Origin of the sequence: Mesorhizobium sp. M1399, from assembly GCF_040317735.1 — a bacterium.
GTDB lineage: Bacteria > Pseudomonadota > Alphaproteobacteria > Rhizobiales > Rhizobiaceae > Mesorhizobium.
The window spans coordinates 282,362-307,459 of record NZ_JAMYKZ010000007.1 but is presented as its reverse complement, the minus strand read 5'-3'; the positions used below and the strand labels follow the sequence as shown (position 1 = coordinate 307,459).

General features: G+C 64.0%; 25 protein-coding genes and 1 pseudogene. 14 read left to right on the top strand and 12 right to left on the bottom strand.

The genetic code is table 11. From position 1 onward, the window contains the following. Positions 1-23 precede the first annotated feature (23 nt). The 6 genes from NKH05_RS14785 (at position 24) to NKH05_RS14760 (ending at position 4,132) form a co-directional block, all read left to right on the top strand. Positions 24-872 (top strand): ABC transporter permease, encoded by an 849-nt coding sequence (locus NKH05_RS14785; RefSeq protein ID WP_353025601.1) that lies wholly within the window; start codon positions 24-26, stop codon positions 870-872. Positions 873-926: 54 nt separating this feature from the next. Next, entirely contained in the window at positions 927-1,925 is a 999-nt protein-coding gene (locus NKH05_RS14780) for an ABC transporter substrate-binding protein (protein ID WP_352592682.1), read from the top strand. A gap of 32 nt (positions 1,926-1,957) precedes the next feature. Continuing rightward, a complete protein-coding gene (locus NKH05_RS14775) occupies positions 1,958-2,719 on the top strand; it encodes an ABC transporter ATP-binding protein (RefSeq protein ID WP_353025600.1) in 762 nt (253 codons plus the stop codon). 174 nt (positions 2,720-2,893) lie between these two features. Then, the gene (locus NKH05_RS14770; RefSeq protein ID WP_352592680.1) at positions 2,894-3,523 is read left to right on the top strand and encodes a BA14K family protein; all 630 of its coding nucleotides are present in this window, start codon (positions 2,894-2,896) and stop codon (positions 3,521-3,523) included. 126 nt (positions 3,524-3,649) lie between these two features. After that, positions 3,650-3,979: a DUF2934 domain-containing protein gene (locus NKH05_RS14765; RefSeq protein ID WP_352592677.1), complete on the top strand. Its 330-nt coding sequence runs from the start codon at positions 3,650-3,652 to the stop codon at positions 3,977-3,979. Positions 3,980-3,982: 3 nt separating this feature from the next. After that, the gene (locus NKH05_RS14760) at positions 3,983-4,132 is read left to right on the top strand and encodes a hypothetical protein (RefSeq protein WP_023722376.1); all 150 of its coding nucleotides are present in this window, start codon (positions 3,983-3,985) and stop codon (positions 4,130-4,132) included. 314 nt (positions 4,133-4,446) lie between these two features. Here NKH05_RS14760 and NKH05_RS14755 read toward each other — a convergent pair. The 6 genes and pseudogenes from NKH05_RS14755 to NKH05_RS14730 form a co-directional block, all read right to left on the bottom strand. Beyond that, positions 4,447-4,602: pseudogene (locus NKH05_RS14755) on the bottom strand (SOS response-associated peptidase); the annotation flags it as partial. A gap of 112 nt (positions 4,603-4,714) precedes the next feature. Then, positions 4,715-4,933: a hypothetical protein gene (locus tag NKH05_RS14750; protein ID WP_051409764.1), complete on the bottom strand. Its 219-nt coding sequence runs from the start codon at positions 4,931-4,933 to the stop codon at positions 4,715-4,717. A gap of 1,068 nt (positions 4,934-6,001) precedes the next feature. After that, the gene (locus NKH05_RS14745) at positions 6,002-7,786 is read right to left on the bottom strand and encodes an ABC transporter ATP-binding protein (protein WP_502895814.1); all 1,785 of its coding nucleotides are present in this window, start codon (positions 7,784-7,786) and stop codon (positions 6,002-6,004) included. 9 nt (positions 7,787-7,795) lie between these two features. Continuing rightward, positions 7,796-8,767 carry a glycosyltransferase family 2 protein gene (locus NKH05_RS14740; RefSeq protein ID WP_031195092.1) on the bottom strand — a complete coding sequence of 324 codons (972 nt, stop codon included), beginning with the start codon at positions 8,765-8,767 and terminating at the stop codon, positions 7,796-7,798. A gap of 63 nt (positions 8,768-8,830) precedes the next feature. After that, positions 8,831-9,934, bottom strand: a complete 1,104-nt coding sequence (locus NKH05_RS14735) for a glycosyltransferase family 2 protein (RefSeq protein ID WP_023722381.1) — start codon at positions 9,932-9,934, stop codon at positions 8,831-8,833. A 3-nt stretch (positions 9,935-9,937) separates the two neighbouring features. After that, positions 9,938-11,131 (bottom strand): acyltransferase family protein, encoded by a 1,194-nt coding sequence (locus NKH05_RS14730; protein WP_352481688.1) that lies wholly within the window; start codon positions 11,129-11,131, stop codon positions 9,938-9,940. Between the two features lie 205 nt (positions 11,132-11,336). Between NKH05_RS14730 and NKH05_RS14725 the strand changes: the two genes are divergently transcribed. Continuing rightward, the gene (locus tag NKH05_RS14725; protein WP_156948281.1) at positions 11,337-11,636 is read left to right on the top strand and encodes a P-loop NTPase family protein; all 300 of its coding nucleotides are present in this window, start codon (positions 11,337-11,339) and stop codon (positions 11,634-11,636) included. A gap of 56 nt (positions 11,637-11,692) precedes the next feature. Here NKH05_RS14725 and NKH05_RS14720 read toward each other — a convergent pair whose 3' ends face one another. After that, a complete protein-coding gene (locus NKH05_RS14720) occupies positions 11,693-13,099 on the bottom strand; it encodes an MFS transporter (protein WP_352481689.1) in 1,407 nt (468 codons plus the stop codon). 206 nt (positions 13,100-13,305) lie between these two features. Here NKH05_RS14720 and NKH05_RS14715 point away from each other — a divergent pair, with 206 nt between their 5' ends. Beyond that, positions 13,306-14,208, top strand: a complete 903-nt coding sequence (locus NKH05_RS14715; protein ID WP_353025598.1) for a sigma-70 family RNA polymerase sigma factor — start codon at positions 13,306-13,308, stop codon at positions 14,206-14,208. 87 nt (positions 14,209-14,295) lie between these two features. Here the strand turns inward: NKH05_RS14715 and NKH05_RS14710 are convergent, their stop codons facing one another. After that, positions 14,296-15,498 (bottom strand): MFS transporter, encoded by a 1,203-nt coding sequence (locus NKH05_RS14710; RefSeq protein WP_023722387.1) that lies wholly within the window; start codon positions 15,496-15,498, stop codon positions 14,296-14,298. A 217-nt stretch (positions 15,499-15,715) separates the two neighbouring features. Here NKH05_RS14710 and NKH05_RS14705 point away from each other — a divergent pair, with 217 nt between their 5' ends. Then, positions 15,716-16,138 carry a VOC family protein gene (locus NKH05_RS14705; protein WP_353025597.1) on the top strand — a complete coding sequence of 141 codons (423 nt, stop codon included), beginning with the start codon at positions 15,716-15,718 and terminating at the stop codon, positions 16,136-16,138. Between the two features lie 72 nt (positions 16,139-16,210). Here the strand turns inward: NKH05_RS14705 and NKH05_RS14700 are convergent, their stop codons facing one another. Further along, positions 16,211-17,104: a LysR family transcriptional regulator gene (locus tag NKH05_RS14700; protein ID WP_353003585.1), complete on the bottom strand. Its 894-nt coding sequence runs from the start codon at positions 17,102-17,104 to the stop codon at positions 16,211-16,213. Positions 17,105-17,201: 97 nt separating this feature from the next. On the opposite strand from NKH05_RS14700, the gene NKH05_RS14695 reads away from it, so the two are divergent. Next, positions 17,202-17,951, top strand: a complete 750-nt coding sequence (locus NKH05_RS14695; RefSeq protein ID WP_353003586.1) for an SDR family NAD(P)-dependent oxidoreductase — start codon at positions 17,202-17,204, stop codon at positions 17,949-17,951. 160 nt (positions 17,952-18,111) lie between these two features. Continuing rightward, positions 18,112-18,495, top strand: a complete 384-nt coding sequence (locus tag NKH05_RS14690) for a YybH family protein (protein ID WP_352856386.1) — start codon at positions 18,112-18,114, stop codon at positions 18,493-18,495. Between the two features lie 106 nt (positions 18,496-18,601). Here the strand turns inward: NKH05_RS14690 and NKH05_RS14685 are convergent, their stop codons facing one another. Then, entirely contained in the window at positions 18,602-19,063 is a 462-nt protein-coding gene (locus tag NKH05_RS14685; RefSeq protein WP_353025596.1) for an Lrp/AsnC family transcriptional regulator, read from the bottom strand. Between the two features lie 158 nt (positions 19,064-19,221). On the opposite strand from NKH05_RS14685, the gene NKH05_RS14680 reads away from it, so the two are divergent. Then, the gene (locus NKH05_RS14680) at positions 19,222-20,229 is read left to right on the top strand and encodes an ornithine cyclodeaminase family protein (RefSeq protein WP_023720585.1); all 1,008 of its coding nucleotides are present in this window, start codon (positions 19,222-19,224) and stop codon (positions 20,227-20,229) included. 80 nt (positions 20,230-20,309) lie between these two features. On the opposite strand, the gene NKH05_RS14675 is transcribed toward NKH05_RS14680, so the two are convergent. Both NKH05_RS14675 and NKH05_RS14670 read right to left on the bottom strand, forming a co-directional pair. Beyond that, positions 20,310-21,242: a dimethylarginine dimethylaminohydrolase family protein gene (locus tag NKH05_RS14675; protein WP_023720586.1), complete on the bottom strand. Its 933-nt coding sequence runs from the start codon at positions 21,240-21,242 to the stop codon at positions 20,310-20,312. Between the two features lie 33 nt (positions 21,243-21,275). Beyond that, a complete protein-coding gene (locus NKH05_RS14670) occupies positions 21,276-22,868 on the bottom strand; it encodes a zinc-binding metallopeptidase family protein (protein WP_352844865.1) in 1,593 nt (530 codons plus the stop codon). 75 nt (positions 22,869-22,943) lie between these two features. Between NKH05_RS14670 and NKH05_RS14665 the strand changes: the two genes are divergently transcribed. Further along, positions 22,944-23,834 (top strand): LysR substrate-binding domain-containing protein, encoded by an 891-nt coding sequence (locus NKH05_RS14665; protein ID WP_352641004.1) that lies wholly within the window; start codon positions 22,944-22,946, stop codon positions 23,832-23,834. Positions 23,835-23,957: 123 nt separating this feature from the next. Continuing rightward, positions 23,958-25,052 (top strand): ABC transporter ATP-binding protein, encoded by a 1,095-nt coding sequence (locus tag NKH05_RS14660; RefSeq protein ID WP_352494433.1) that lies wholly within the window; start codon positions 23,958-23,960, stop codon positions 25,050-25,052. The last annotated feature ends 46 nt before the right edge of the window (positions 25,053-25,098 follow it).

Sequence of the window (25,098 nt, the reverse complement as noted above, 5' to 3'; positions counted from 1 at the left end):
CCCTCGAAGCGAGAGGCAAGACGATGACCTTGCAGCACATCGAACAGGCCGCCAGCCTCGGCACGCGTGACGGCACGACAAGCCTGGGCACGGACTTCCTGCGCCTCGGCGGCCGGGCAGGCATCCGCTTCCTGTCGCGCTACGGCGCCCTCATCGCCTTCCTCGCAATCTGGCAAGTGTCGAGCAGCGCCGGGTGGGTCAACACGGCCGTGCTGCCGCCGATCGACATGATTGTCGCGGCACTTTGGAAGGGGTTGGCCGGCGGCACTCTGCTCGGTGACATCGCCATCAGCCTGCAGCGCGCCGGTCTCGCCTTCGCGGCCGCCGTGCTGGTCGCCATCCCGCTTGGCCTGTTCATGGGCCAGGTGCGCGCGGTCGAGACCGCGCTCGATCCCATCCTGCAGGTCTTCCGCCAGACCTCGGCGCTGGCGCTCTATCCCGTATTCATCCTGCTGCTTGGGCTCGGCGAAGCCTCCAAGGTGTTCGTCATCTTCTGGGCGACGCTGTTCCCGCTGCTGCTCAACACCATCGGCGGCGTCAAGCAGGTCGATCCGAAACTGCTGGAGATGGCCCGCGTCTATGGCGCCAGGCAGCTCACCGTCTTCCGCCGCGTCGTGCTGCCCGGTGCCGTGCCCTCGATCTTCGTTGGGCTGAGGCTCAGCGCCACCACGGCGCTGCTGCTGTTGATCGCCTCCGAAATGATCGGCGCCAACAAGGGCATCGGCTTTCAGGTGATGAACGCGCAGTACAACTTCCAGATCCCGCTGATGTTTGCGGCAATCGTCATCCTCGCCGGCCTCGGCCTGATCGCCAACCAGGCGCTGGTCAGCCTGCAGCGGCGGCTCTGCCGCTGGAACAATGCCGTCGACTGACCTCCCCTTTCGCCATCGACCAGACCCAAGCCAAGCCAACCAGGAAAGACCACCATGAAAGTCACCCGCCGTTCCCTGCTTGCCGGCGCACCCTTCGCCGCCGGCCTTCTCGCCGCCGGCCTGCCGCGCTTCGCCTTTGCCGAAGCCGCACCCGTCAAGTTCCGCTCCCTCGCCAGCCGCGGCAGCATCTCTCCGCATGAACTGGCCGGCGAGCTCGGCTATTTCAAAGGCCTCGGTATCGAGGTCGAGAATGTCGGCTATTCCGGCGGCGGCCCGGAATCATTGTTTGCGCTCGCCTCCGGCAGCGTCGATATCGGATCGGCCGCAACCGCCGCCGTGATCAATTCGATTTCCGGCGGCAACGACTTCGTCGCCATCTATCCGAGCAACGGCATCAACAGCAAGGTGCGAAGCGTCTTCTACGTGCTCGACGACAGCCCGATCAAATCGATCGCCGACATTGCCGGCAAGACAATCGCCGTCAACACGCTCGGCGCCCATCTCGACTACACCGTGCGCGAGGCGCTGCACAGCGTCGGCCTGTCGCCGGATGCCGCCAATCTCGTCGTCGTGCCCGGACCGCAACTCGAACAGACCTTGCGCTCCCGCCAGGTCGACATCGCGGCGCTCGGCTACTGGCAGGCGACCTTTGCCGGCGCGCTGGTCGACAATGGCGGCGTGCGTGGCGTGTTCAACGACACCGACGTGCTGGGCGAACTGGCCGGCGGCTTCGTCGTGCTCAGGCGCGACTTCATCGCCGCGCATCCCGACGCCGCCCGCAATTTCGTCGAGCAATCGGCGCGCGCCTCCGACTGGTCGCTGCAGAACCCCGACGAAGCGCGCAAGGTGCTCGCGACAATCCTCGACAAGCGCGGCGAAAACGGCGAGCTGGCGCGCTACTGGACCGGCTTCGGGCTGCGCCAGGGGGCCAAGGCGACGGACCGCGACATCGACTTCTGGGTCAGCGTGCTCGAGCGCGACGGTCGCCTGCCAAAGGGTAAGCTGAAGGCAACAGACATCCTCTACCGGCCCGGCGAAACCAAGACCAACTGACAAGGCCAACCGGCAGCTGGGAGACGAGCGCGATGAGCAGCACAAGCGGCGGTGAGGTCAGCATACGCGACCTGTCCAAATCGTTCAGCATCGGCGGGCGCTCGCTTGCCGTGCTGAGGACCCTCAACCTCGACATCCGCTCGGGCGAATGCCTGGTCATCGTCGGCGCCAGCGGATCTGGCAAGACCACGCTGCTGCGCATTCTTGCCGGGCTGGAGGCCGCCGACAGCGGCGGCGTCGCCATCGACGGCAAGCCGGTGCACGGCGTCGGCGCCGAGCGCGCGGTGATCTTCCAGGAACCGCGCCTGCTGCCCTGGCTGACCGTGCTCGGCAATGTCGCCTTCAGCCTCGAAGTGCGCGGCGTGCCGAAGGCCGAGGCCGAGGAACGGGCGCGCTTCTATATCGCGCTCGTCGGCCTCGCCGAATTCGGCGATGCTTTCCCGAGGCAGCTGTCGGGCGGCATGGCGCAGCGCGTCGGCATCGCCCGCGCCTTGACCGTGCAGCCCGAAATCCTGCTGCTCGACGAGCCGCTGGGCGCGCTTGACGCGATGACCAAGATCGGCATGCAGGAGGAGCTGGCGCGCATTTGGAGCGAGGAGAACGTCACCATGGTGATGGTGACGCACGACCTCGAGGAAGCGATCTACCTGGCCGACAGGGTGCTGATCCTGCCCAAGGAGAAAGGCGGCGCGGCGCGGCTGATCGACATCGACCTGCCCCGCCCGCGCGAGCGCAGCGAAAGCCGCTTCGTACGCTACCGCGAAGAACTGCTGCGCGAATTCGGCCTGCACTGAAAGGCCGCCTACGCGATCTTGGGTTCCTCGCCCCGCAAAGCGGGGAGAGGTGGTTCGGCGAAGCCGAGACGGAGAGGGGTCTTCCTTTTTTGAAATCCTCTCCCCCCGCGCTCTTTCCTGGAACCGGATTCCTCGCCCCCGCATTTCCTTAACCGGGAGGCGAAGGAGCGCGGCATGAAAGCTTTGTTCGCAATCTTTGGCGGCTTCGTCCTGACGCTCGCCGTATTCGCCAGCGGCCTCGCATTCGCCACCTGGCTATTGATAGCCAAGCCGGTGCGGCCGCCCGCCCCGGTCTCCAGCGTCGCCGAACTGTGGGCCAAGGATCCGCGCCCGGTAAACCCGGCCTCGCAGCGCCTCGAGCGCCTCCCGGCCCGCCCGGTTCCCGTTCGCACCTCGGAAGTTGATCGCAGCTCGAAACCCGCCGACACCGCCGCAGCTTCGACACCCGACACCACCGGCTCCATCAAGCCGGCGGTGGAAGAGCAGCAGACGCTGCCCGCCGCCCATGTCGAATGGTGCGCCAGCCGCTACCGCTCCTACAGGCCAGGCGACAACCGCTACACATCCTACAGCGGCCAACAGCGCCCCTGCATATCGCCCTATCTCGACGCCGCCGATGACGGCAGCTACGTCGAGGCGAGCGATACGTCGTCAGTGGAGGGCTACCCGCGGCCGGACGAAACCGGCGACGCCGAGCTCTCATCCGACCACGTCCAATACTGCTTCAGCCGCTACCGGTCATATCGACCGGAAGACAATAGCTATCAGCCGTATTCCGGCGGGCCGCGTCGGCAGTGCGAGTAGGCAGGCCGGGCGTGGCTGGCGGCCGCAGGGCATGGCGCCTTGTGCGACCCCACCAACGATCACGCAGATTTCTTGGATCGTTCGGGTTGGCGCGGCGTTCATCCGATACCCAAAGGAGAAATCAACATGGGCGACGACCGGGAAGACAAGATTCGTGAGCGCGCATACCAGATCTGGGAACGTGAAGGCGGGATCCATGGCGATCCCGAGCGGCACTGGCACCGGGCTGAGGCCGAGATCGACAGGGAGGCAGCCCTGCCGCTGACGACAGGCGATGCCCTGCCGGAAACCCGCGAGTTCGCGAGTTCCGACGTCTTGACGGTGGAGGCCCTGGCGGTGCGCACCGGCATATCGGGCGAACAGGCACAGGAGCTGATCGACAGGCTGGGCAACGACCGGGCGGCGATCGAACAAGCCGCGCGCAACCTCAAGGGGAAGCAGCGGCTCGGGGAGTGACAGATGATCAGAAAACTCAAAGACGGAAAATACCGCCTCTATTCGCGCAAGAAGGACGAAAAGACCGGCAAGCGCCGCAATCTCGGGACGTTTGACAGCCGCGAGGCTGCGGAGAAGCACGAACGTGAGGTGCAGTATTTCAAGAAGCATTGAGGCGGCGTTGGGCGTGTTGTCGCTTGCCAGGCAGCCGCGCCGGATGCCTGACGGAACCTGAGCCTGCGAAGACGGCGGCCACGCATCTCTGCGCCGGACAGTTTACGAGAACATGGTGCGTCCAGAAGCAGGTAACGACGCCCATCGCGGTCGCCCGCGGATTTTAGCACGGTATGCAAATTGTTCAGAACCGTACCTGATGCACCTCGCGCAAGCGGCATAAACCTTTCAGTGACGAAGCGTTCGCTTGCAATGTGGGCGGTTTCTGGTCAAATTGAACAAAACGGGAACAAAAATGTCACGGGCGAATTGAATTCGCGTTCGCCGTCCGGCGTGTTGCGCACCACAGGGCCTGGCTGGTTGGGATAGATGTCGATGGAGGGTTCGAGATTGCCGAGGATATCCCGCAAGGCGCGGGTCCACTGGCGAATGGCCTCCTGGCTGGTCGTGATATTGTAAAGATTGCACATTTCAGGCCGTTCCCGGATGCTTAGGCATCTTGTTGGAAACGGCCCGGAATTTCCAGCGCTGTCCGTTAGGTTGCTGACACGGCAGGCCGTGTCAGCAATGGCTTTGTGAGACCTACCGCGCCGATTGTCTCATAGCTTGTGCGGCGACTGCCGCCAGAAAAGCCCTCGCCGCGGCATCGCAGGCCGCTCGAGACGGGCCCTTGGCGAAAAGAAGAAGCTCGGCGGCTCGAATGTTGAGCCCGTGCTTCCTTGCGAATGTGGCTAGATCGTAAGGCTTGTTGTCGTAAGGCACGTCGTCGTAGTCGATCGTCAGATCGTAGTTTTCTTTCATTTTCTTCCTCCCGTTAGCGATCTTCCCCCTCCTGTCGCTAACGCAAAATTAACGTCGATGGCGTCGGGCGAGTCCACCAATCAGAGATTGTGTAAAAAACGTACGAGCTCGGATGCTCGCCCTCGCCACGGCGCCGCGAGCAATCGCCGCGAGCCGGATCGCTCGAAAGAGCCGATTATGGGGGCACGTTGGAAAAGGCAGCCACGGCCTGGTGCCACGGGGTGTCCGCGACCCTACCGTGCCTAATGGCCGTCATTTTCATCTTCCTGGCCCGGTCCGCAAAGCCGGCCTCGTTGGGTCAGCTAAAGAATAAATCCGGCTAATAACACCGTAAGGAGCAGTGACAGCGGAACAGCCGCAAGACACCAGATCTCCAACGTGTTGTTTTGCAGCGGGTCCATCGTCAGCCTCACTTTTTGGTTCGTCATTGTGACACTAACGGTTGGTCGGAGGTAGCGGTTCCAAGCGACGCTGTTCATAGAGCGCTGCCTGTGCTGCATATTAGCAACAGCTTGACGACCGCTGAGCCCGTACCGCTTGGAGAACTTCACTTGGCGCCGGTGGATGGGCATTCCGCAGGAATGCAAGCGCCCCTCCATCAGGCGTGCGGGGATCGATCGCCGCCTATGATCAGCGCCGAGCCATGCCCCGGAACCCAATGGCTGCGTCGACCTCCGGCCGAAGTTTCGCTACCACCGAGCAGACCCGATGTTCACTCCAGCCAGCGATGCCCGTTTATAGGACCTAAGTCTGACCTGCCTGCGCAATGGTCTCGTGTACGGCCGGCGCCGGGAACAACTGCGCCCGTCTTCAGTTGATGGCGTCACCTCCTCGAGGAGAGATCGGCGCAGAATCAGTCCCTTCAGCGCTGATTAGGGTCCGCCTGCCATTGATGGATTTGGCAGGCGGACCCTTGGTTCTGTACGCTCCAGATCGAAAGCGGGTAAGCTCGGGATCACTCAGAAATCCTGCAGAGAGGCATGGCGGAGGGCTCCTCGCCCTGAGATGCTTGACCTGGCTTGACATCCGAGACGACCTCCCAGCGCGCGCACGCAGCGGGGGGCGCCCTCAGCCCTCCAGCGCCTCGTGCTGGTAAAGCTCGTCCATGCTGAGCGTCGCGAGCGCCGCGAAGGGCGCCTGCTTTTTCACGCGGCCGTGGCTCAGGATCACCACGTCGTCGCAGAACGAGATGGTGCTGCGATGGTGGCTGATGACGATGGTGGTGCGGCGGCCGGCGCGCGACTTCAGCGTCTCGACGATCGCCGCTTCCGACAGCCCGTCCACCGCATTGGTGGCTTCGTCGAGGATGAGGATATCGGGATCGCGCACCAGGGCTCTGGCCAGCGCGATCCGCTGCCGCTGTCCCGCCGAGAGGTTGACGCCGCGGTAGCCGACGACGGTCCTGTAGCCTTGCGGCAGTTGCTCGATGAAGCCATGCGCTTCGGCCAGTTTTGCCGCGCGCTCGGCGTCATCGGCCGAGGCCGCGTCCTGGCCGTAGATAATGTTGTCGAAAATCGTGCCGTCGACCAGCTCCAGCTCCTGGCTGGCGAGCGCGATGTGCTTTCGCCATTGGCTGGGGTCGATGCGGTCCAGAGGCGATCCATCGACGAGGATCCTGCCGCTATCCGGTTCGACGAAGCGGCACAGGAGATTGACGATCGTCGTCTTGCCGGCGCCAGAGCGGCCGATCAGCGCGGTCGAGCGGCCGCTGCGGATGTCGAAATTCGCCGCATGCAGCACCACCGCGCGCTGTTCCGAACCAGAATAGGTAAAGGTGACGTCCTCGAACTTGATGCCTTGGCTGAGCCCGGGGAACGCCGCGTCACCTTGCGGCGGCTCGGGCTTACCGGATGGGTCCAGCATCCACGTCACCTCTTCAAGCGATCCGCTCAGGCCCTGCAACTGGCTCCAGGCCATTTGCAGCGACCGCATGTAGGGCTGCAGCCTGTAGAGCAGGATGACGAAGGCGACGATCAGCGGGAAGCTGACATTGGCGAACCAGGCGCCGATCACCACCGCCAGGAACAGCATGGCGTGCAGAACCTCGGTCAGCGGCGGCAACGCTCCCTGACGCGTCAAAAGCACGAACGCCGCCCGGCGCACTGCATCCGATGCCTGGTCGAATGCCGCCTTCTCGCGTTGCTCCTGGCCGAAGATGCGGATCAGCCGTCCGGCATGCACCAGATGCAGCATCTGTGATGCGAGCTGGCTGTTGCGGGAGGCGACGCTGCGGCTCGGCGCCTTCAGATTGGCCGACAGCATGGCGTGCGCGACCTGCACCAGCGCCAGGCCCAGCGTGACCAGCAGCGTCATCTGCCACGACAGGAGCAGCAGGAAGGTCAGCAGGATGATCGCGGCCGATGCGTTGACGATTGCCCCCAGCGTGATCTGGATGGCATCCGAGGCCCGCCAGGATTCGTTGGAGATGATGTTGAGCAGCCGTCCAGGGCTTTGCTGCAGGAAGAACGGGTAGCCCACCCGCAGCAGCTGCTCCGACAGCGCGCTGCGGATCGAATGGCTTGCCTTGCCGTAGATGAAGGTGGTCAGCAGCGTATTGGCGTAGGCGAACAGGTTCTTGAGCACGATCGAGCCGAGGATGGCGACGGATATGACGATCAGCCGGTCGCGCTCGCTCAGGCTGGATCCGACATGCTGGAAGACGGCGGAAAAGCCAGCCATGCCGGTCTGCCCCTGCCCCATGATTATGTTCAGCAACGGGATGATCAGGCCGATGCCGAACCCCTCAAGCGCCGCACTGAGCAGCCCGAGCACCACCACGGCCGGAAGCAGGCGCAACTGCTTTTGCCCGAGCGCGCGGCGCAGCATCGGCAGGCTGGGCGGCATCAATCGCATGATTGCGGATCACCTCGCCTCGGCATTTGCCTGTTGCTCCTGTCGCATTTGCGCCGGCTGCGGCGATTTCACCAGCGAAAGCACCGCGAACTTGGCCGCGCCGAGCAAGTTCATGCCGATGATCGGCCAGTGCGACAGCTTGAGTTCACGGTCGAACAGAGGGCCTTTCCTCAGTTCGCGCAAGGCCGCCCTCATGGACCAGTAGAAATGGCGAAGCAGCCACGGCGCGTGCCGGATATGTTTCAGGCAAAGCCCGCCATTGCCCATGCTGTAGTCGCGGTGCAGCTTTTCTATGGCCTTGCGATCGCGCCGACCATGATGGTGGTAAATCGTCATGTCGGGCACATATTCGACCGGAATCCCAAGCAGCACCGCCCGCACGAGATAGTCCGTATCCTCGGCCGAGCGCAGCGGGCCGCCGGCGCCGAAGCGTTCGTCGAAACGGCCGATGCGGGCTGCAACATCACGGTGCATCGTCATGTTGCAGCCAAGCACGAAGCCACCGGGATGGACATCCGGCGTAAGCCGCGCGCGCACCGGCGACCGCTTGATGGTGAACGGCAGGTCGCGGGGATCGCCGATCTCGACGCGGCCACCACGGATGACCCGTTCGCCGGCCGAATAGTGCCGTTGCAGATCGTGCAGATAATCCTTGTGGACTGCGCAATCGTCGTCGACGAAGACGAGCACGCGGCCCCGCGCCCGCTCCAGCCCGGCGTTGCGCGCGGCCGCCAGTCCAGGTCGTGGTTCGCGAATAGCGGTGAACGGGATGTCCGACAGTTCGGCGATGCTGGCCAGCCGTTTGGCGGTGCTGTCGGTCGAGCCGTTGTCGACAACCACCAGCTCGGCGGCAAAGTCGGCATGGGCACGACACGCGGCCTGGATCGACCTGATACAGGGCTCGAGCACGGCGACGCGGTCGCGTGTGCAGACGATGAAGCTGACCGCCGGCGCCGGTCCATGCTGCGGCCGCGGCGACATGGCCGCCGGCACCGTCGAGTGGCCGCGCTGCTGGAGCTGGTGCGATTTGACGAACATGCGTTGCTAGCTCAACTGGTTCGAAGGCAAAACCGCCGCGGCCGGCACGGATTGCAGATACCGCGACAGGGCATCCACCTGCCTGGTGACCGACATCGAGGCGAGACTGAAGCGCGGCGCGAAGGCACCGGTGCGAAACACGTACTGCTCGCGGCGCCGGATGAGCTTCCATTTCGCGGTCCGCGTCAGGAATTCGTGCATCAGCAACGGCTGTCTTTCTCCCGATATGAGCTGATAGAGGAAGTAGAACAGGTTCAGCGTGCCGGCCTGGTAGCTCGGCCTCGCCTCGGCCGGCAGCGCGGCAATCCTTTCTTCCAGCGCAAGGATCCACTCGGCGGCACGGCGAACCGTGCCCATCGACAGGACCTCACCGATGTCGCGGAGGTCTTGCGTCTCTTCCGCGAGCCCCTCGCGCTCGAGGTTCTCGGCGACGATCTTCAAATGCGTCCTGCGCATTTCGCGCTTGTGCCTGTTGGTCACGCTGTCGTCATGGATACGATAGGCGATCAGGCTTTCGGGGATCATGGCCGCCGGGTAGCGGTCGGTCAGCCGCCTGAACAGGTCGAAGTCTTCGGCGTGCTTGTACCTTTCGTTATAAAATAGAACGCTCTCTTCGATGACCTTCCTGTTGTAGACGACCGTGGAATGCATGCAGATCGTGAAGAACATCGACAAGATGCGCAGGCTATTGTCCTGGAATATCGGATCGGGCGAACCCCTGACGATGCGGTTGCCGAGCAAGGTGTCGAAACCCGCGCCGCACAGCGCGAGGTCAGGCTGCTGGTTGAACAGCGCGACCTGTCGCGACAGGCGCCGGGGATAGGCGACATCGTCGGCGTCCATCCTGGCGACCAGATCGCCGCGGGCCATGGCCAGGCCTTCGTTCAAAGTTGCAATCAGGCCACGGTTTTCGCGTGAGATGATCGAGATGCGATTGTCGGCCTGGCGGTATTTCTGTAGGATCTGCAGTGAGTTGTCGGTCGAGCCATCATCGATGGCGATGACCTCCAGACGATCGTAATCCTGGCGCAGGATGCTACCCAGCGCAGCGGCAAGATAAGGTCCCGCATTGTAGGTCGGCAGCAGAACGGAGACTAAGGGAGCAGCCATTGGTCAGCCCCGACCGCTTCGTTGCAACTTGCGTGGCAAGCGCGATGCGCCATCAAGCGGCCTGCTCGGATATGCTCCTGCCGCGAGCCAACCGCTGTTGGTCGTATCGATGCCTGTCGGGAAGCCGGCTCGGCCTCTCCGGGCAACATAGGGGAAGTGGCGCTTTAGGCTGTTGAGCGGCTTCTCGAAAAGCAGCCATGAAACCGACGCCAGCATGAGCGTCACCGTTCCCGCCACCAGGAACCGTCCCGGCCCTTGTTCCGAGACGTTGAGCGGAATCCAGGGCTGCGATTTGACGACGAGCGACAGCACTATCGGATGGTAGAGATAAACGCCGTAGCTGATGCGGCCAAGGCCAAGCAGCGGCGGCAGTTCGAGACCTTTTCCGATATAGCCACCAACGCCTGTCGAACAGCTTGCAACGATGACCACCAGCGGCACGAGAGGCAGGATCTGCAACAGCAGCCAGAGGCCCCATTCCTGCAGCGGATTTGCCGGCGCCGGCGCAAACCACTGCAGAACGAAAAACGCCGCGGCGAGCCACGGCCAGCCAGCTCGAAGCCATTGCGGCAGGCCAGCGGATCTTGACCGGTAAGCGGCAAGCAGCGCCCCTGACGCCAGCGCGTCCATCGACGCCGGCGGCAGCAGGTCGCGCGACAAACCGGGTGTTCCCGCGATCGGCCAATAAAACCGGTAGGCCAGCGACAGCCCGATAACGGCGATACAGATCGCTTCGAGGCGCCGGCGCGGCGCCAGCAGCACGATCAACGGCCAGGCGATATAGAACTGCTCCTCGATGCTCAGGCTCCAGAAATGGCAGAGCAGCCAGGGCGTCCATTCATTCTGCGCTGCGTACCAGAAATTCGACAGATAGAGCGCGTGCCAGGCCAGCGATCCTCTCGACTGCTCCATGTCCGTAAGCCAGACGAAACCCAGCACGGCGAAATAGGGCGGGAATATCCGCAGCGCCCGCCTGATATAGAAGGATCTCAGCGCCGGTCCGGTTTCGAATTCGGCGGCCGAGCGGGCTTCGAGCAGCAGGCGGGTAATCAGAAAGCCGCTCAGCACGAAGAACAGACGTACGCCGATATGGCCCCAGAACGAGGATCCTCCGGCCGCGAAGAAGTGTGCGTACAGCACCATCGTCACGGCGATGGCCCTCAGCGCGTCCAATTGGGTGTCGCGCGCATTTCCCATTAGCGGCGTGCGCCGGCGGGACGGCGAAACTGCCAATCGGTCAACATAGCGGCGTCGTTCACGGCGCATTTCCAATCGGAAGCGCCCCCCTCACGCAGGATAAGGCGCCACCATTGTGCAACGCAACACAAAAAGTTGACATATTTGAAACAGGAACGTGAGGCGCGGCTAATAAAAGCCAAAAAACAGCGGGAACCAGCCCGAATTGTCCATTTTTGACGATTTTCGCGCGCTGCCTTGGCCCGCCGATATCGGCGGCAGGGTGCTGCGATGCAGCATGTTCGCCGCCATCACGGAACGCGTGAAGCTGATCCGTTCGATCGCCGCCAGCGGCACTGGCGTCAGCCTCGTCACACACGATCTCGCCACGGTGCGGGCGCTGGCCGACAGGATCGTGGTTCTCAGCCTCGGACGCGTGGCCTATGACGGATCCGCCAGGCACTTGAGCGCCGACCAGTTGTGGGGCCTCATGGCGAGCGGCACCCTCGCATCCGCCGGGCAGTAGAAGGCGTTTTGAAGCGGGGACCCGCTTCGCGCGAGCTTCCCGCCTCCGAGCGACAATTACGCCTCCTTGCCGGCATTCGCGAGCGCCACTGTGCGACGCTCCGGAAGCCCCATTCCGACGAGCGCGCCGGCGAGCGAGAGCAGCGCGGAGACGTCGATTGCCGCGGTGAAGCCATCGCTGAACGCGTCGGTGGACGAGAAGCTTCCAGTGCCGGCGAACACCGCACCGGCGATCGCGATCCCGGATACGCCGCCCAGAAAGCGGAATGTATTGAACGTGCCGGCAGCCTTGCCGACCTCCGGCCGCGCGACCGCATTGAGGACCGCATTCTGCGCGGCAGGCATGGCCATCGACACGCCGGCACCGGTAATGATCAGGGGCGCGACTAGCTGGATGTAGGGCAGATCAGGTGCTGCGATCTGCGCCAGCCAGGCCATTCCAGCCGCTTGCAGGATCAATCCGGCCACGACAAGCCAGCGCTCGCCGACGCGGTTGATCAGGCTGCCGGCGATCGGTGCGACCACGAAAAGCGTGGCGGTCCAGGGCAGCAAACCCATGCCGGCGCCGAGCGGCCCACGGCTCTGGGCAAACTGCAGAAACTGCGGCAGCAGGAATACGAGGCCGTACATGGCGGCGCAAAGCAGGAAGTTCGCGCCGACGCCCGAGGAGAATGCGCGCGCCTGAAAGAACCGCAAAGGCAGCATGGGCTCACGGGTACGCAGCTGCCAAAGGACGAATGCGATGGCCAGAAGCAGCCCGGCCGTCAGCGCCGACAGCACTTCAGAGCTGCTCCAGCCGACGATGTTGCCGCGCATCAGACCCCAGACCACTCCAAATGCCGCCGCAGTTACCAGGGCGACGCCGAGGACATCGATTGCCGTACCCGGCCCGTGACTCTCCGGAATCCGACGCATCACCAGCGGGATGAGAACGATGCCGACCGGAACATTGAGCCAGAAGATCCAGTGCCAGGAGAGGCCTTCGGAGATCGCCCCGCCCGCCATCGGACCGATGATCAGGGCCAGGCCGGTGATGCTGCTAAAGATGCCCAGCGCCTTGCCTCGTTCCTCCGGTGGAAAAGCGACGCTCAGCAGCGCCATGGCCAGCGGCATGACCATTGCGGCACCCGCGCCCTGAACCGCACGGGCCGCAATCAGCAATCCGGCATTTCCAGCGAGCGCGCAGGCAACCGACGCTGCGATGAACAACGCCAATCCGGCAACGAGCGTACGGCGGCGGCCGAACCGGTCACCGAGCGCAGCCCCGGTCATGAGCAGGACGGCAAAGCTCAAATTATAGGCGTTCATCGTCCATTGCAGCGTCTCCAGCGAGGCATCGAGTTCGACCCGCATCGTGCTCAATGCGGTCGCCACGACCATCGCATCGAGAACGACCATCAAGGAGCCTATCGACGTGAGGGCGAGAACCCAGACCTTCGTTGATCCCGCACTTTGCTTGCTCATGATTATGGCGCCTCCGGCTTGAACAGAGGGCCCGCCAGTCTCGCGGTCCCATGATCCAGAGACGCGGAGGCACCACCAAAGGATTCCAGCTAAAGAAAGTTTTTTCGACCGAATCCTTTTGCCATCGTCGAGCGTCTATAAGACGCTGCGCCTGATGGCGGGCGCGCCTGCCCTGGGAGACACGCAATGAAATCGATCCTTGTGCGATGACCGGATCCGCATCCGGCACGCCAGAAGGACGGGAGCCATTTGACCGGCTGCTCGGCGAATTGCGGCCGAAACTGCACCGCTATTGTGCCCGCATGACCGGTTCGGTGATCGATGCCGAGGATGTCGTCCAGGAAGCTACGGTCAAGGCGCTCGAGGCGTTCCCAGGGACCGGACCGATAGCCAATGTCGAGGGCTGGCTGTTCCGCATCGCGCACAATGCAGCGCTCGACCACCTGCGCCGTCGCGCCAGGGTGGATGCCGCGCATGCCATCGAGGATATCGACATGATACCTGACCCCGGCATGTCGGCCGAGGGTCGACACACTGCAGCCGCAAGCCTGCAGACCTTCATGCGCCTCCCCGCGGCGCAGCGTAGCAGCGTCATCCTCATGGATGTGCTCGGCTATACGATCGAAGAGATCGGCAACATTATCGACAGCAGCGTTCCGGCGGTGAAAGCCGCACTGCATCGCGGCCGTCTGCGCCTGCGCGAAGTCGCCGGCGAGCCTGACGATCGGCCTGTGCCGGTGTTGGCCGAGCCCGAGCGGGCGCGTCTGGCAGCCTATGTGGAGCGGTTCAACGCCCGCGACTTCGATACGATCCGCGACATGCTGGCCGAGGACGTGCGGCTTGACCTCGTCAACCGGCTCCGGGCGAGCGGCCGCACGAAAGTGGGCCGGTACTTCCACAATTACGCGGGTATCCACGATTGGCGGCTGCTTCCAGGCCTGGTGGATCGGCACCCAGCCATACTTGTCATCGATCCGGATGACTCGGCCGGAGGGCCAAGATACTTTATCCTGCTGGAATGGACGGGCGACAGATTGGCGAGAATTCGCGATTTCCGCTATGCGCGCTACACGGTTGATGGCGCCGAGGTGGTGCCTCTGCGAGCATAGCAATTCGCTTTTCATAATGCCGAACAAGCACTGCCAGATCGCGGCCGCTTGCCATCCAAGCGGCCGCCCTTTTCTGCTGATCCGGCTTTAAGCCGGTTGCAACTCCCGGCGCGGCAGCGGCGGGAAGGCGATCGCAATCGCCATCGCGCCAAGCCCGACAAGGGCCGAGCCGATGAACAGCCAGGAATAGCTGGCATAGGCATCGAACACCATGCCGCCGGCGAGCGGGCCGAAAGCCATGCCGAGGCTGGACAGCATGGTTACGGCACCGAACACCGTGCCGAGGATGCGCTGGCCGAAATATTCGCGCGCCAGCACCGCATAGAGCGGCATGACACCGCCATAGGTGGCGCCGAAGATGACGGCGAGCGTGTAGAATTGACCAAGCTCGCTGACCGCCAGATAGGCGGCGATGACCACCGCCTGTATGGCCAGCCCGGTGATCAGCACCGGCTTGACGCCCAGCCGATCGGCAAGCACGCCGTAAAGCAGCCGGCCACCCAGCCCTGCCAGGCCCTCGATGCTGTAGATGCTGACCGCCGCCATCGGCGCTATGCCGCACAGCATCGCATAGCTCACCATATGGAAGATCGGCCCCGAATGCGCTGCGCAGCAGGCAAAGAAGGTCAGTCCCAACACGATGAATTGCGGCGAGCGCAGCGCCTGCGGAACCGTCATGCCGGCACCCTCGGCGGCAACGGTTGGGGCAGCGCCGTCGGCAGCGGGCTGGGGCGGCTGGCGCACCAGAAGCGCGGCCGGCAGTAGCAGCACCCACGCGGTTATGCCGATATCGAACATCGCCGTGCGCCAGTCATAGGCCGAAATCAGCCAGCGCGCGAAGGGCGAGATGGTCATTGGCGCTACGCCCATGCCGGCCGAGACCAGCGAGACCGCGAGGCTGCGGTTCGTGTCGAACCAGGCGGAGGTCAGCGCGATCATCGGCGCGAAGAAGGCGCTTGCCGCGAGGCCGACGAGCACGCCATAGGTCAGCTGGAAAACGAGCAGCGAGCCGGTGCGGCTGGCCAGGACCAGCGCCAGGCCAAGCAATACGGCGCCGGTCATGACGACGATGCGAGCGCCGAAGCGGTCGTAAATGGCGCCCCAGGCGAAGCCGCCGAGGCCCATTACCAGGAAGTTCAGCGTCATCGCACTCGATATGCCGGCGCGCGACCATTGTGTGTCGAGCGCCATCGGTTCGAGGAAGATCGCCAGCGAGAACATCGCCCCGAGGGCGACACAGGTCATCAGCGCGCCAGCCGCGACGATAACCCAACGATAGGGAAGGCTCATTTCACTTTTCTCCCATGCCGGAAGCGTTGATACGGCACGACCTTTTCGAGCTTCGCCGAGCCGCTTGCGTCCGAAGGACGTTGGAGACGTTTTGAATCCGACAATCCGGTTGCATTTTTTATCCAGTCAAGAAATTGCGCCGCTCAATTGCTCCATTGCATTGACCGTGCACAGTGCTGAGCTAGATTTCCAGCCTGGCGATAAGGAGCTATCAGGTATGGAACTTCATCGCGGCCGTCTCATCGACCACATCCAGTTGGTGGTCAGGGATCTCAAGGCCAGCCGGCGCTTTTACGAGACGGTTTTCAAGGTGCTCGATATTCCGATCGGCGGCAGCGCCGAGGATTATTTCTGGGCCGACGAGCTGTTCATCTCCAGCCCCGACAGCCCGGCAGCCCAGGGAAAGCTGACGGGGCGCCACCACCTTGCCTTCCAGGCAAAGGACCGCGCCATGGTCGACGCCTTCTACAGGGCCGGCCTCGATGGCGGCGGCACGGACAATGGCGCACCGGGCGAGCGGCAGCACTACCATCCCGGCTACTACGCCGCCTTCCTGCTCGATCCCGACGGCAACAATATCGAGGCCGTCCACCACGGCCCGGCCAACCGCAGCGCCGAGTCAGTGAAGATTGCGTTCTGAAGATCGGGTGATGGGGCAAGAATCTTGCTTGCGACGGCGTCGGATCGGCTGCGGAGGTCATTCCGCGCTGCGCTATCGCATCAGCGCCGCCATCTGGCCCGCCAGGAAGTCGACGAACAGCCGCGCCCGGACGGGTAGCTGTCGCCCATACGCATGGACGATGTACACCGGCATGGTCGGCATCGCCACCTCGGGCAGGATGCGGACCAGGCGGCCCGTGTCGAGATCGTCCTGCACGGCAAACCGCATCAGATGCGCGATGCCGGCGCCGGCAAGTGCCGCATTGCGGATGGCACCACCATCATCGGTATCGAGCCGTCCGTCCGGCACGATCATCGTACCGTCGGCAAAAGTGACGGGATAGGGCCGGCCGGCCATCTGGTAGCGGACGAATTCGTGGTTCGGTAAATCCTCGACCGATGCCGGACGGCCGCGCCGCTCGACATAGGCCGGTGAGGCCACCAGCACGATCGGCAGATTGGCGATCTTGCGCGCGATGAGCCCGGTGTCCGAGAGCTGCCCCATGCGCACCGCAACGTCATAGCCTTCGCGGATCAGGTCGGCGTGGCGGTCGGTGACGCTGAGCTCTAGTTTGACTGCGCCATGCCGCGAAAGGAACGCCTGCGCCCATGCCGCGATCAGGCCGCGGCCGAGTTCGACCGGCGCTGTGACGCGCAGCAGGCCGCGCGCTGTATCGGCCAGTTGGACGATGTCTTCGGCATCGTCCAGCGCCCTGAGCAGCGGCGCCACGCGCTCGTAATAAGCGATGCCTTCACTGGTCAGCCCGATCCGGCGCGTCGAGCGCTTGATCAGCCTGACGCCCAGCCGCCGCTCGAGCCGCGCCACACTTTTCGACACCGCCGATGGGCTGGAGCCGACCAGCCGGCTGGCGGCATGGAACGAGCCGGCATCGACCGTGCGGACGAAGGCGACGAGACCGGCGGTCTTTTCGAGGATGGTGGTCATTCCGGAATTCCAGGCACGAAAGAATGGATCATGATGATCCTAATACGATTTTTGATCATCATTAAATACCGCTCATCATCGACAAAGGAGAGATTTGATGAGCAAGCTGAACGGCAAGGTCGCCATCGTCACCGGCGCCTCCAAGGGTATCGGCGCTGCCATCGCCAAGGGTCTTGCCACGGCCGGCGCCGCGGTGGTCGTCAACTACGCCTCGTCACAGGAAGGCGCCGACCGCGTCGTCGCCGAGATCGAGGACCGTGGCGGCCGCGCCGTCACCGTCCAGGGCGACGTGTCGCAAGCGGCCGACGTGCGCCGCCTGTTCGAGGCGGCGAAATCGGAGTTTGGCGGGCTCGACATCCTGGTCAACAATGCCGGCGTCTTCGCGTTCGAGCCGCTGGAAGCGGTTACCGAGGCCGAGTTCCACCGTGAGTTCGACACCAATGTGTTGGGCATCATTCTGACCACGCAAGCAGCAGTGAGCCATTTTGGCCCGGGCGGCGGCAGCATCATCAACATAAGCTCGGTTGCCAGCCGCAATCCGCAGCCGAACTCGCTCGTCTACGCCGCCACCAAGGGAGCGGTGGACACGATCACGCTGACGATGTCGCGGGAGCTCGGCGCACGCAACATCCGCGTCAACGCGATCGCGCCCGGCGGCATCGATACCGAAGGCCTCGCGCGCATCGGCATCGTCGGCAGCGAATTCGAGAAGCAGATTATCGCCATGACCCCGCTCGGTCGCTTCGGCCTGCCCGATGACGTCGCCCGCGTCGCGGTGTACCTCGCTTCCGACGAGGCGTCATGGCTGACCGGCGAGCGCATCACCGCCTCGGGTGGCTGGCGATAGGCATCGAGGGCCAGGACCTGCCGTTTCGCGGACCATGCCCCACGCCGCGCGACGTCGAGGACCACCGCAATCGATGACGACAGCGATCTAAGCCCTATGTTTCAGGGACGGAGGAGCGCCGTGCGCTATCGATGACGGCGAGATGCCAGGGAGGTAACGGATGACGGGCGACGAAACAGCAATCCGAAAGCTGGTCGAGACGTGGATGGATGCGAGTAAGCGTGGAGACATCGCGACTGTCCTCAGCTTGATGACGGACGATGCGGTCTTCATGGTTCCCGGCCGGGAACCCTTCGACAAGGAGATCTTCGCGGCGGCCGCGCAGGAGACGGCCGGCGTTCATATCGACGGCACGAGCGATATCGTGGAACTACAGCTTCTCGGCAATTGGGCCTTCATCCGCAGCCGCATCGACATGACCGCGACCCCGCCGAATGGCGAGCCGGTCCATCGATCGGGATATGCGCTGACGCTCCTGCGCAAGGAGCCAGATGGTGAGTGGCGGCTCGCGCGCGACGCTAACCTGCTGACCCTGCAAGGCTAGAGCCGGTCTCCGGCATCTCTGCACCAGGAGGCGCGCTAGGGGGAGCGACAAGGTGGCGAAGATGCGTTCAACGTCGCCCTGAACAGCATTCCCCTCCTCCATCTGATTACACCGCCAAGAGGGCGTTCGGCTTGACATCGGCGATGGAGGCGAAAGTGTGCGTTTCGCGCACGCCGGGCAAAGGCAGGATGACCCGCTGCAGGAAATCCTGGAACACCGCCATTTCAGCGATCCGCGCCTTGACCAGATAATCGAAACCGCCAACCACCATATGGCACTCCAGAACCTCCGGAGCTTTCGCCACGGCTTCGGCGAAGCGGTCAAAGACATGCGGCGCCGTGTGGTCAAGCCTGACCTCGATGAACACCAGCGTTCCCCTGCCGACCTTGCGCGGATCGAGCATAGCCCTGACCGCGGTGATGAACCCGTCGCGGAACAGGCGCTTCACCCGCTGGCTGGTTCCGGTCGGCGACAGCCCGACACGCCCGGCAAGATCAAGCGTCGTCCGGCGCCCATCCTCCTGCAGCAGCCGGAGCAGGCTGCGGTCTATCTGGTCGAGATCGTCCATTCACAATCCACTCTATCTCAGGGATTTGTGTGCTTAATTCACGCACAGATGCCAAAATCAACGTATTTCATCACATAAAACCTCGCAATAGCCTGCGCTTCCCTCACCCACTCAAAGCAGATGTGGTGAGCCGATTTCGACGAACACAGGAGTGCAGGATGACCAAGGAAGCGTGCAGCCCAGCCGGCAAGAGTGCGGCGGAAATCAGCAAGGGAGCGACCGAGATCCTGGTGCTGAGCGAAGCCGACGTGATGGCGTGCATCGACCTCAGCCAGCTTCTCGACGTTCTGGAAGACGGCTTCAAGGCGCTGTCACAAGGTAAGGTCGTCAATCCACCCCGACCACAGCTCGACATCCCCGGAGCCGGCTACAGCCTCGCCATGCCGGCCTGGATGGAGGACATGAACCTGACCGTCAAGATCGTCAATGTCTTCGAAGGCAACCTGGCCAAGAACCTGCCCAGCCATCTCGCCACCATCAGCCTGTTCGATCCGCTGTCCGGCCTGCCGGTCTGCATCATGGACGGCACCTTCATAACCGCGGTGCGAACCTCCGGCTCCGCCGTGCTGTCGGTGCGCGCGCTTGCCCGCCGGGATGCCAGGATAGCGACAGTGATCGGCGCCGGCGTGCAGGCCAACCAGCACCTGCATCTGTTGCCGCTGGTGCGCGACTTTGCCGAAATCCGGGTCGCTTCGAAGAGCTTCGACGATGCGGCAGCGCTTGCCCGGCTGCATCCGTCGGTGGTGGCGGTCGCCGACCTCGAGGCGGCAGTGCGCAGTTCGGACGTGGTGTGCCTGGCGACCCACTCCTACCAGCCGGTGATCGACGCAGGCTGGGTCCAGCCGGGCACGCATGTCTCGTCGGTCGGGGTGGCGCCGCCCGGCGGAGAAATGCCGATCGAGCTCATCGGCAAATCCAGTCTTTTTGTCGAAACCAAGGATGCGTTCAAACCGACCCCGGTCGGTTCTTGCGAGCTTGCCGGCTTCGACCCGGATTTCGGCACCGAGCTTGGCGCCATGCTGCTCGACCGCGCGCCGGGTCGCGTTTCGAATCAACAGATCACCACCTACAAGGCGATGGGCATTGCGATGGAAGACATGGTCGCCGCCGACCTCGCCTATCGTTGCGCCAAGCGTCTGCGCAAGGGAAAGCTCATCGTGCTGTAGGCGCGTGCCGCGAGCCAGGCGGGTTCGACGTTGCTGACAATGGCGCTTTCGTGGGAGCGTTGGGGCTAAAGGCCGGCCCCTCAGGCCGGCTCGCGCTTCAGCGCCTGTGCCATGCAGTGGATGCCGCCGCCGGTCTTCGAGATCTCGCTCATATCGATGGCCGCGACCTCGAAGCCGCGTGCCTTGAGCTGGCCGATCAGCGCCTGGCTGGACGTCGGCGCGATCACCCTGTCCTTGCCCAGCGACATGAAGTTGCAGCCGAGCGCCATCGTGTCCTGGAACGGCACGTCGATAATCTCGTGGCCCTTGCCCTTCAGCCAGTCGACGATGCCCGGCTCCGTGCAGGCGAGGCAGACGGCGGTCAGCTTCTCGGCGATCGGCACCACCATCAGGTCGATATGGACGTAATATTCGTCGATGAACGCGATGCGGGTCTCCCAGCCCTCCTTGTCGAACCAGGCCTGCACCTGGCGGGCGCCCTCCTCCTGCGTGCGGGCGCCGCCGCACCCGATCAGCACCACGCCGTCCTCGATGACGTTGAAGTCGCCGCCTTCGAATGTGCCGGCGGTGACCATGTCATAGATCGGGATGCCGAGCTTCTCATAGGTGCGGATCGCCGCGTAGTTCTCGCCGCGCCGCCACCAGTTGGCCATCGCGGTGATGATGACGCCATATGGCGTCATCACGCTGGAATCGCGTGAATAGACCTGCATCGGCAGTTCCGGCGTCGGCTCATGCCAGTGGATGTTGACGCCGAAATGCTCATAGGCGGCGACAAGGTCCTTGTGCTGCGCCTGCGCGATCTGGACATTGCAAGGCGCCTCGCGCAGATGTTTTCGCGATAGCGAGCTGGTCGAGAGATGGCGCAGGAAATTGGGCGAGCCGAGCAGCACGTCGGTCAGCACGTCGGTCTCGTTGGCGAAGCCCCAGGCGGTCAGCTTCTTGGTGCCGCCGGCCGGGTTGCGGCGCTGCAGCGAAAACGGCTCGGTGACGATGCGGTCATGGACGGTCATGGGTTCTCCTCGTGAAGGGGCGGCTTGGTTGAGTCATGCGGCTTGGTTGCTCGGTATCCACCAGTCCCGTCCGCGCGGGGTGGTGATGTATTCCGGCCAGCGAAATCCAATTGGCGGCTCGTAGTCGCAGAGCGGCGCGATCCAGTTCGAGCCGCCGATGCCGCCACCGGTGCGGGCGACGAATTCGTCCATCGCCGCGTCGCGCGCGGCCTCGTCTTCCAACAGGCGAAGTGCTGCCAGCGCGACCGTCTTTGCGGCGCAGATGACCATCGGGTCGATGGTGGCAGAAATGCCGCCCAGCGCATTCATCGCCCAGGACGGAAAGGCGTGACCGTTCTCCGAGCGCAATGCCGGGCGAGCGACATAGAACCGCGCCGTCGGCGTATGCCATGACATGTCGGTGTAGTCGTCGGACGTCGAATTCACCTGCGACGGCGCCAGGTCGCGGCGCAGGATCGCCTCGGCCGCCTGTGGTGCAATCAGCCGCTCCAATTCGTCGATGAATGGTTCCTCGCTCGCCACCCCGCCGGCATTGATCTGGATTTCGCGGGCGATCGCCTTAGCCGTCTCGTCCCAGCGCGGCGGCCCGACCGCCGCCAGCGCGTCGAAGGCAATGCCAGCCATTACGTGATTGGCGAGCCCCGGCCGCGACTTCGACACCCAGTGCCGCTCATAGCGGCAGCCGCCCATCACCGCGACGGCTTCCGCATTGCGGTCAAGCACGGCGGTGACCTGCTCGGCCATCGCCAGCGTCGGCACGCGGATCATGTACTGGATCTCGGCCAGCCCGGCCGGCAGATTGTCGGCGGTCGCCTGCCCCGCCGTCAGGATCGCCTCGCTGATCGACCAGCCGCCCTGATGCGGCAGCACGGAATCGCGTAGCGCCTTGGAGGCCATGTACATCATCATGAGCGCGTCGTTGGCGCCCGGCGCCCGGACCGCCGAATGCGCCTGCGGGATCGGCGCCGCGTTGCCTGCCGCCCTCGCCCAATGTTCCGGCTCGTCGCAGATGAAGCGGTAGATCATCGCATAGGCCGCACCGCAATGCGTGTCCCAGCGCGCCGTGTTGCACAGCGGCAGCATGTAAAAAGGATGGAAGGAGATCATGCCCGCCAGCCCATCGTAATAGCCCTTCGCGGCATGGATCGGCTTCGATCCCCTCACCTTCTCCGCCGGCTCTCCGGTGAAGCGCAGCGTGCCCGATATGCCGTGGCGCTGCATCGCCGCCTTGGTCGCCAGCAGCCCGCCGAGGCTGGCAATGCCGAGCCCGGAATGCGGATCGGTGTGGCCGCCGGCCTGTTCGCCGAGGCCCGGACGCGGTCGCTTCACCGTCGCCGCATCCTGGCAATTGCCAGGCACCGCGTCGTACTCGGCATACATGCCGATTGTCGGGCCGGTCCCGTTGGTCCAGTGGGCGCAGAAGGCGGTCGGCATGCCGCCAGAGCCCTCTTCAACGGTAAAGCCTTCGTGCTTCAGGCGCTCGACATACCAGGCGGCCGACTGGTATTCGCGCCAGGCGGTCTCGCCGAAGTCGAAGATGGTCCGCGTCCACGCCGACAGCGACGGCTGGATGTCGTCCAGACAGGCAAGCGCGGTCGCTTGCGCCGAGGTCACCGGTTTCTCCATGGCGGAAAGAAAGCAGTGAAGCGCCTCGCCAAAAAGTGATATGTTTTCCCGGCTCATGCAAATTCGGTTCACCTCTTGAGAATTCCCTCGACGCAGGCGCTGCGCGCGCTCGACAGTTTTGCCCGCCACGGCAGCGTCTGGCGCGCCGCTGACGAACTGCATCTGACCCGCAGTGCGGTCAGTCATCAATTGCGCCTGCTCGAACGCGATCTCGGCTTCGACCTGCTCGCGCGCATCGGCAAGGGCGTGGCGCTGACGCCACGCGGCCAACGCTATGCCAGCGACGTGCGCAAGGCGCTGACGGTGCTAGGCGACGCGGTGACACGCCATGCCGGCACCGGCATCGGCGGCTCGTTCAGTGTCAGTTGTACGCCGGGTTTCGCCTCGCTGTTCCTGTGCACCCATATCGGCGAGTTCCGGCAGATGTACCCCGATGTCGCACTGCGCATCCTGACGCCGCGGCGCCTCGACGACGTCAGCAATGCCGAGGCCGACGCCTTCATCGCCTTCGGCGTCGGCAACTGGCCGAACCGCGTGGTCGAACCATTGTGCGAAATCTCCTTCACGCCGCTGTGCAGCCCCACGCTGCTCAACAAGATCGGCGGCTTCTCCAAGCCGGCAGACGTGCTGCGCGCCAATCTCCTGCATCTCGGTGACACCGAGGACTGGGCGCGCTGGCTGGCCCTGTCCAAGGTCGAGAACCCCGACCCGGAAGGCGGCATCTTCTTTTCCGACATGAACCTGGTCTTTTCGGCGGCGATTGCCGGCCAGGGCATCGCCATGGGCGACGAGCTGACCAGTCGCCGGGCGCTGAGCGAAGGCCGGCTGGTGCGTCCCTTCGACATCGCGATCAATTCGCCGCGCTCGTATTTTCTGGTTTCCGAGCACGCCAAGGCAGCGCATCCGGTGCTGGAGGCGTTTGGGCGATGGCTGAGGTCGAAGCTGTCGGAGAACAAGGAGCGCTAATCTCCCCCTTGAGGAGGAGATTGGCGCATAGATGAATCAAATTTGCCGATCAGGCGAAAACTATTCGGTTGCGGTGAGCCGCCGCCCTGCCTACGATTTCGCCTACGCTAAGGAAAGGGCAGGATGCAGCAACCCGGCCGGGCCGCAGAGATCAAGGCAATCGGGATCGGCAAGAGCTTCGGCTCGTTCCGTGCGCTGGATGATCTGACGCTCGATATCGGCCGTGGCGAGTTCCTCACCCTGCTCGGCCCCTCCGGTTCCGGCAAGACCACCTTCCTGATGATCCTTGCCGGCTTCATTCAGCCGACCGACGGCCGCCTTTACAGCGACGGCGTCGACATCACCGAGCGGCCGGCCGAGCAGCGTGCCGCCGGCATGGTTTTCCAGGGCTACGCATTGTTCCCGCATATGAGCGTCGAGGCCAACATCGCCTTCCCGCTCAAGGTGCGCAAGAAACCGGCGGCCGAGATCAAACGCCGCGTCGGCGAAATGATCGAGCGCGTCGGGCTCAAGGGCCACGAGAAGAAACTGCCGTCGCAATTGTCCGGCGGCCAGCAGCAGCGCGTGGCGTTGGCGCGGGCGCTGGTGTTCGAGCCGGGCGTACTTTTGCTCGATGAGCCGTTTTCGGCACTCGACAAGGGCCTGCGCGGCCAGATGCAGGCCGAGATGAAGCGGTTGCACCAGGAGACCGGCACCACCTTCGTCTTCGTCACCCATGATCAGAGCGAGGCGCTGGCGTTGTCGTCTCGCGTCGCCATCTTCAACCATGGCAAACTGCTGCAGGTCGGCGCGCCGGACGAGGTCTATGATCGGCCGGACAACCGCTTCGTCGCCGAGTTCCTGGGCGAGATCAACATGCTGCCGCTGAAGGGCGTGCGCCCGGCCGACAATGGCTCGACGGGCCTCTGCGAAGACCGCGCGATCAGCATGCGCTGCAAGGCCGAGAAGGTCCGGGGCGACGCCATCCTGGCGATCCGGCCCGAATACATGTCGATCGCCCGCGAAGCCGCCGCAGGCGAGAACGGCATTGCCGCGACTGCCGTCGCCTCGACCTATCTCGGCGCTGCAACGCGGCTCGATCTGACGACGCGCCAAGGCGCCAAGATGACGGTCTCGGTGCCGAACGAGGTTGCCGCTTCCGCGCTCAGCCAAGGCAATTCCGTCTGGCTGACCTGGCCGGCGGAGAAAGGTTTCCTCCTTCCGGATGGAGGACAATGACGATCGGCGTGGCGAATTCGCCAAGCTGACTTTCAGGAAATACCAA

What these genes read in the sequence shown, in the direction of transcription:
- NKH05_RS14680 (WP_023720585.1), top strand. Translation starts at nt 19,222, where the DNA reads ATGACCAAGGAAGCGTGCAGCCCAGCCGGCAAGAGTGCGGCGGAAATC.
- NKH05_RS14685 (WP_353025596.1), bottom strand. Translation starts at nt 19,063, where the DNA reads ATGGACGATCTCGACCAGATAGACCGCAGCCTGCTCCGGCTGCTGCAG.
- NKH05_RS14760 (WP_023722376.1), top strand. Translation starts at nt 3,983, where the DNA reads ATGATCAGAAAACTCAAAGACGGAAAATACCGCCTCTATTCGCGCAAG.
- NKH05_RS14780 (WP_352592682.1), top strand. Translation starts at nt 927, where the DNA reads ATGAAAGTCACCCGCCGTTCCCTGCTTGCCGGCGCACCCTTCGCCGCC.
- NKH05_RS14660 (WP_352494433.1), top strand. Translation starts at nt 23,958, where the DNA reads ATGCAGCAACCCGGCCGGGCCGCAGAGATCAAGGCAATCGGGATCGGC.
- NKH05_RS14785 (WP_353025601.1), top strand. Translation starts at nt 24, where the DNA reads ATGACCTTGCAGCACATCGAACAGGCCGCCAGCCTCGGCACGCGTGAC.
- NKH05_RS14705 (WP_353025597.1), top strand. Translation starts at nt 15,716, where the DNA reads ATGGAACTTCATCGCGGCCGTCTCATCGACCACATCCAGTTGGTGGTC.
- NKH05_RS14675 (WP_023720586.1), bottom strand. Translation starts at nt 21,242, where the DNA reads ATGACCGTCCATGACCGCATCGTCACCGAGCCGTTTTCGCTGCAGCGC.
- NKH05_RS14730 (WP_352481688.1), bottom strand. Translation starts at nt 11,131, where the DNA reads ATGGGAAATGCGCGCGACACCCAATTGGACGCGCTGAGGGCCATCGCC.
- NKH05_RS14770 (WP_352592680.1), top strand. Translation starts at nt 2,894, where the DNA reads ATGAAAGCTTTGTTCGCAATCTTTGGCGGCTTCGTCCTGACGCTCGCC.
- NKH05_RS14765 (WP_352592677.1), top strand. Translation starts at nt 3,650, where the DNA reads ATGGGCGACGACCGGGAAGACAAGATTCGTGAGCGCGCATACCAGATC.
- NKH05_RS14750 (WP_051409764.1), bottom strand. Translation starts at nt 4,933, where the DNA reads ATGAAAGAAAACTACGATCTGACGATCGACTACGACGACGTGCCTTAC.
- NKH05_RS14700 (WP_353003585.1), bottom strand. Translation starts at nt 17,104, where the DNA reads ATGACCACCATCCTCGAAAAGACCGCCGGTCTCGTCGCCTTCGTCCGC.
- NKH05_RS14670 (WP_352844865.1), bottom strand. Translation starts at nt 22,868, where the DNA reads ATGGAGAAACCGGTGACCTCGGCGCAAGCGACCGCGCTTGCCTGTCTG.
- NKH05_RS14720 (WP_352481689.1), bottom strand. Translation starts at nt 13,099, where the DNA reads ATGAGCAAGCAAAGTGCGGGATCAACGAAGGTCTGGGTTCTCGCCCTC.
- NKH05_RS14710 (WP_023722387.1), bottom strand. Translation starts at nt 15,498, where the DNA reads ATGAGCCTTCCCTATCGTTGGGTTATCGTCGCGGCTGGCGCGCTGATG.
- NKH05_RS14715 (WP_353025598.1), top strand. Translation starts at nt 13,306, where the DNA reads ATGACCGGATCCGCATCCGGCACGCCAGAAGGACGGGAGCCATTTGAC.
- NKH05_RS14745 (WP_502895814.1), bottom strand. Translation starts at nt 7,786, where the DNA reads ATGCGATTGATGCCGCCCAGCCTGCCGATGCTGCGCCGCGCGCTCGGG.
- NKH05_RS14695 (WP_353003586.1), top strand. Translation starts at nt 17,202, where the DNA reads ATGAGCAAGCTGAACGGCAAGGTCGCCATCGTCACCGGCGCCTCCAAG.
- NKH05_RS14740 (WP_031195092.1), bottom strand. Translation starts at nt 8,767, where the DNA reads ATGTCGCCGCGGCCGCAGCATGGACCGGCGCCGGCGGTCAGCTTCATC.
- NKH05_RS14735 (WP_023722381.1), bottom strand. Translation starts at nt 9,934, where the DNA reads ATGGCTGCTCCCTTAGTCTCCGTTCTGCTGCCGACCTACAATGCGGGA.
- NKH05_RS14690 (WP_352856386.1), top strand. Translation starts at nt 18,112, where the DNA reads ATGACGGGCGACGAAACAGCAATCCGAAAGCTGGTCGAGACGTGGATG.
- NKH05_RS14775 (WP_353025600.1), top strand. Translation starts at nt 1,958, where the DNA reads ATGAGCAGCACAAGCGGCGGTGAGGTCAGCATACGCGACCTGTCCAAA.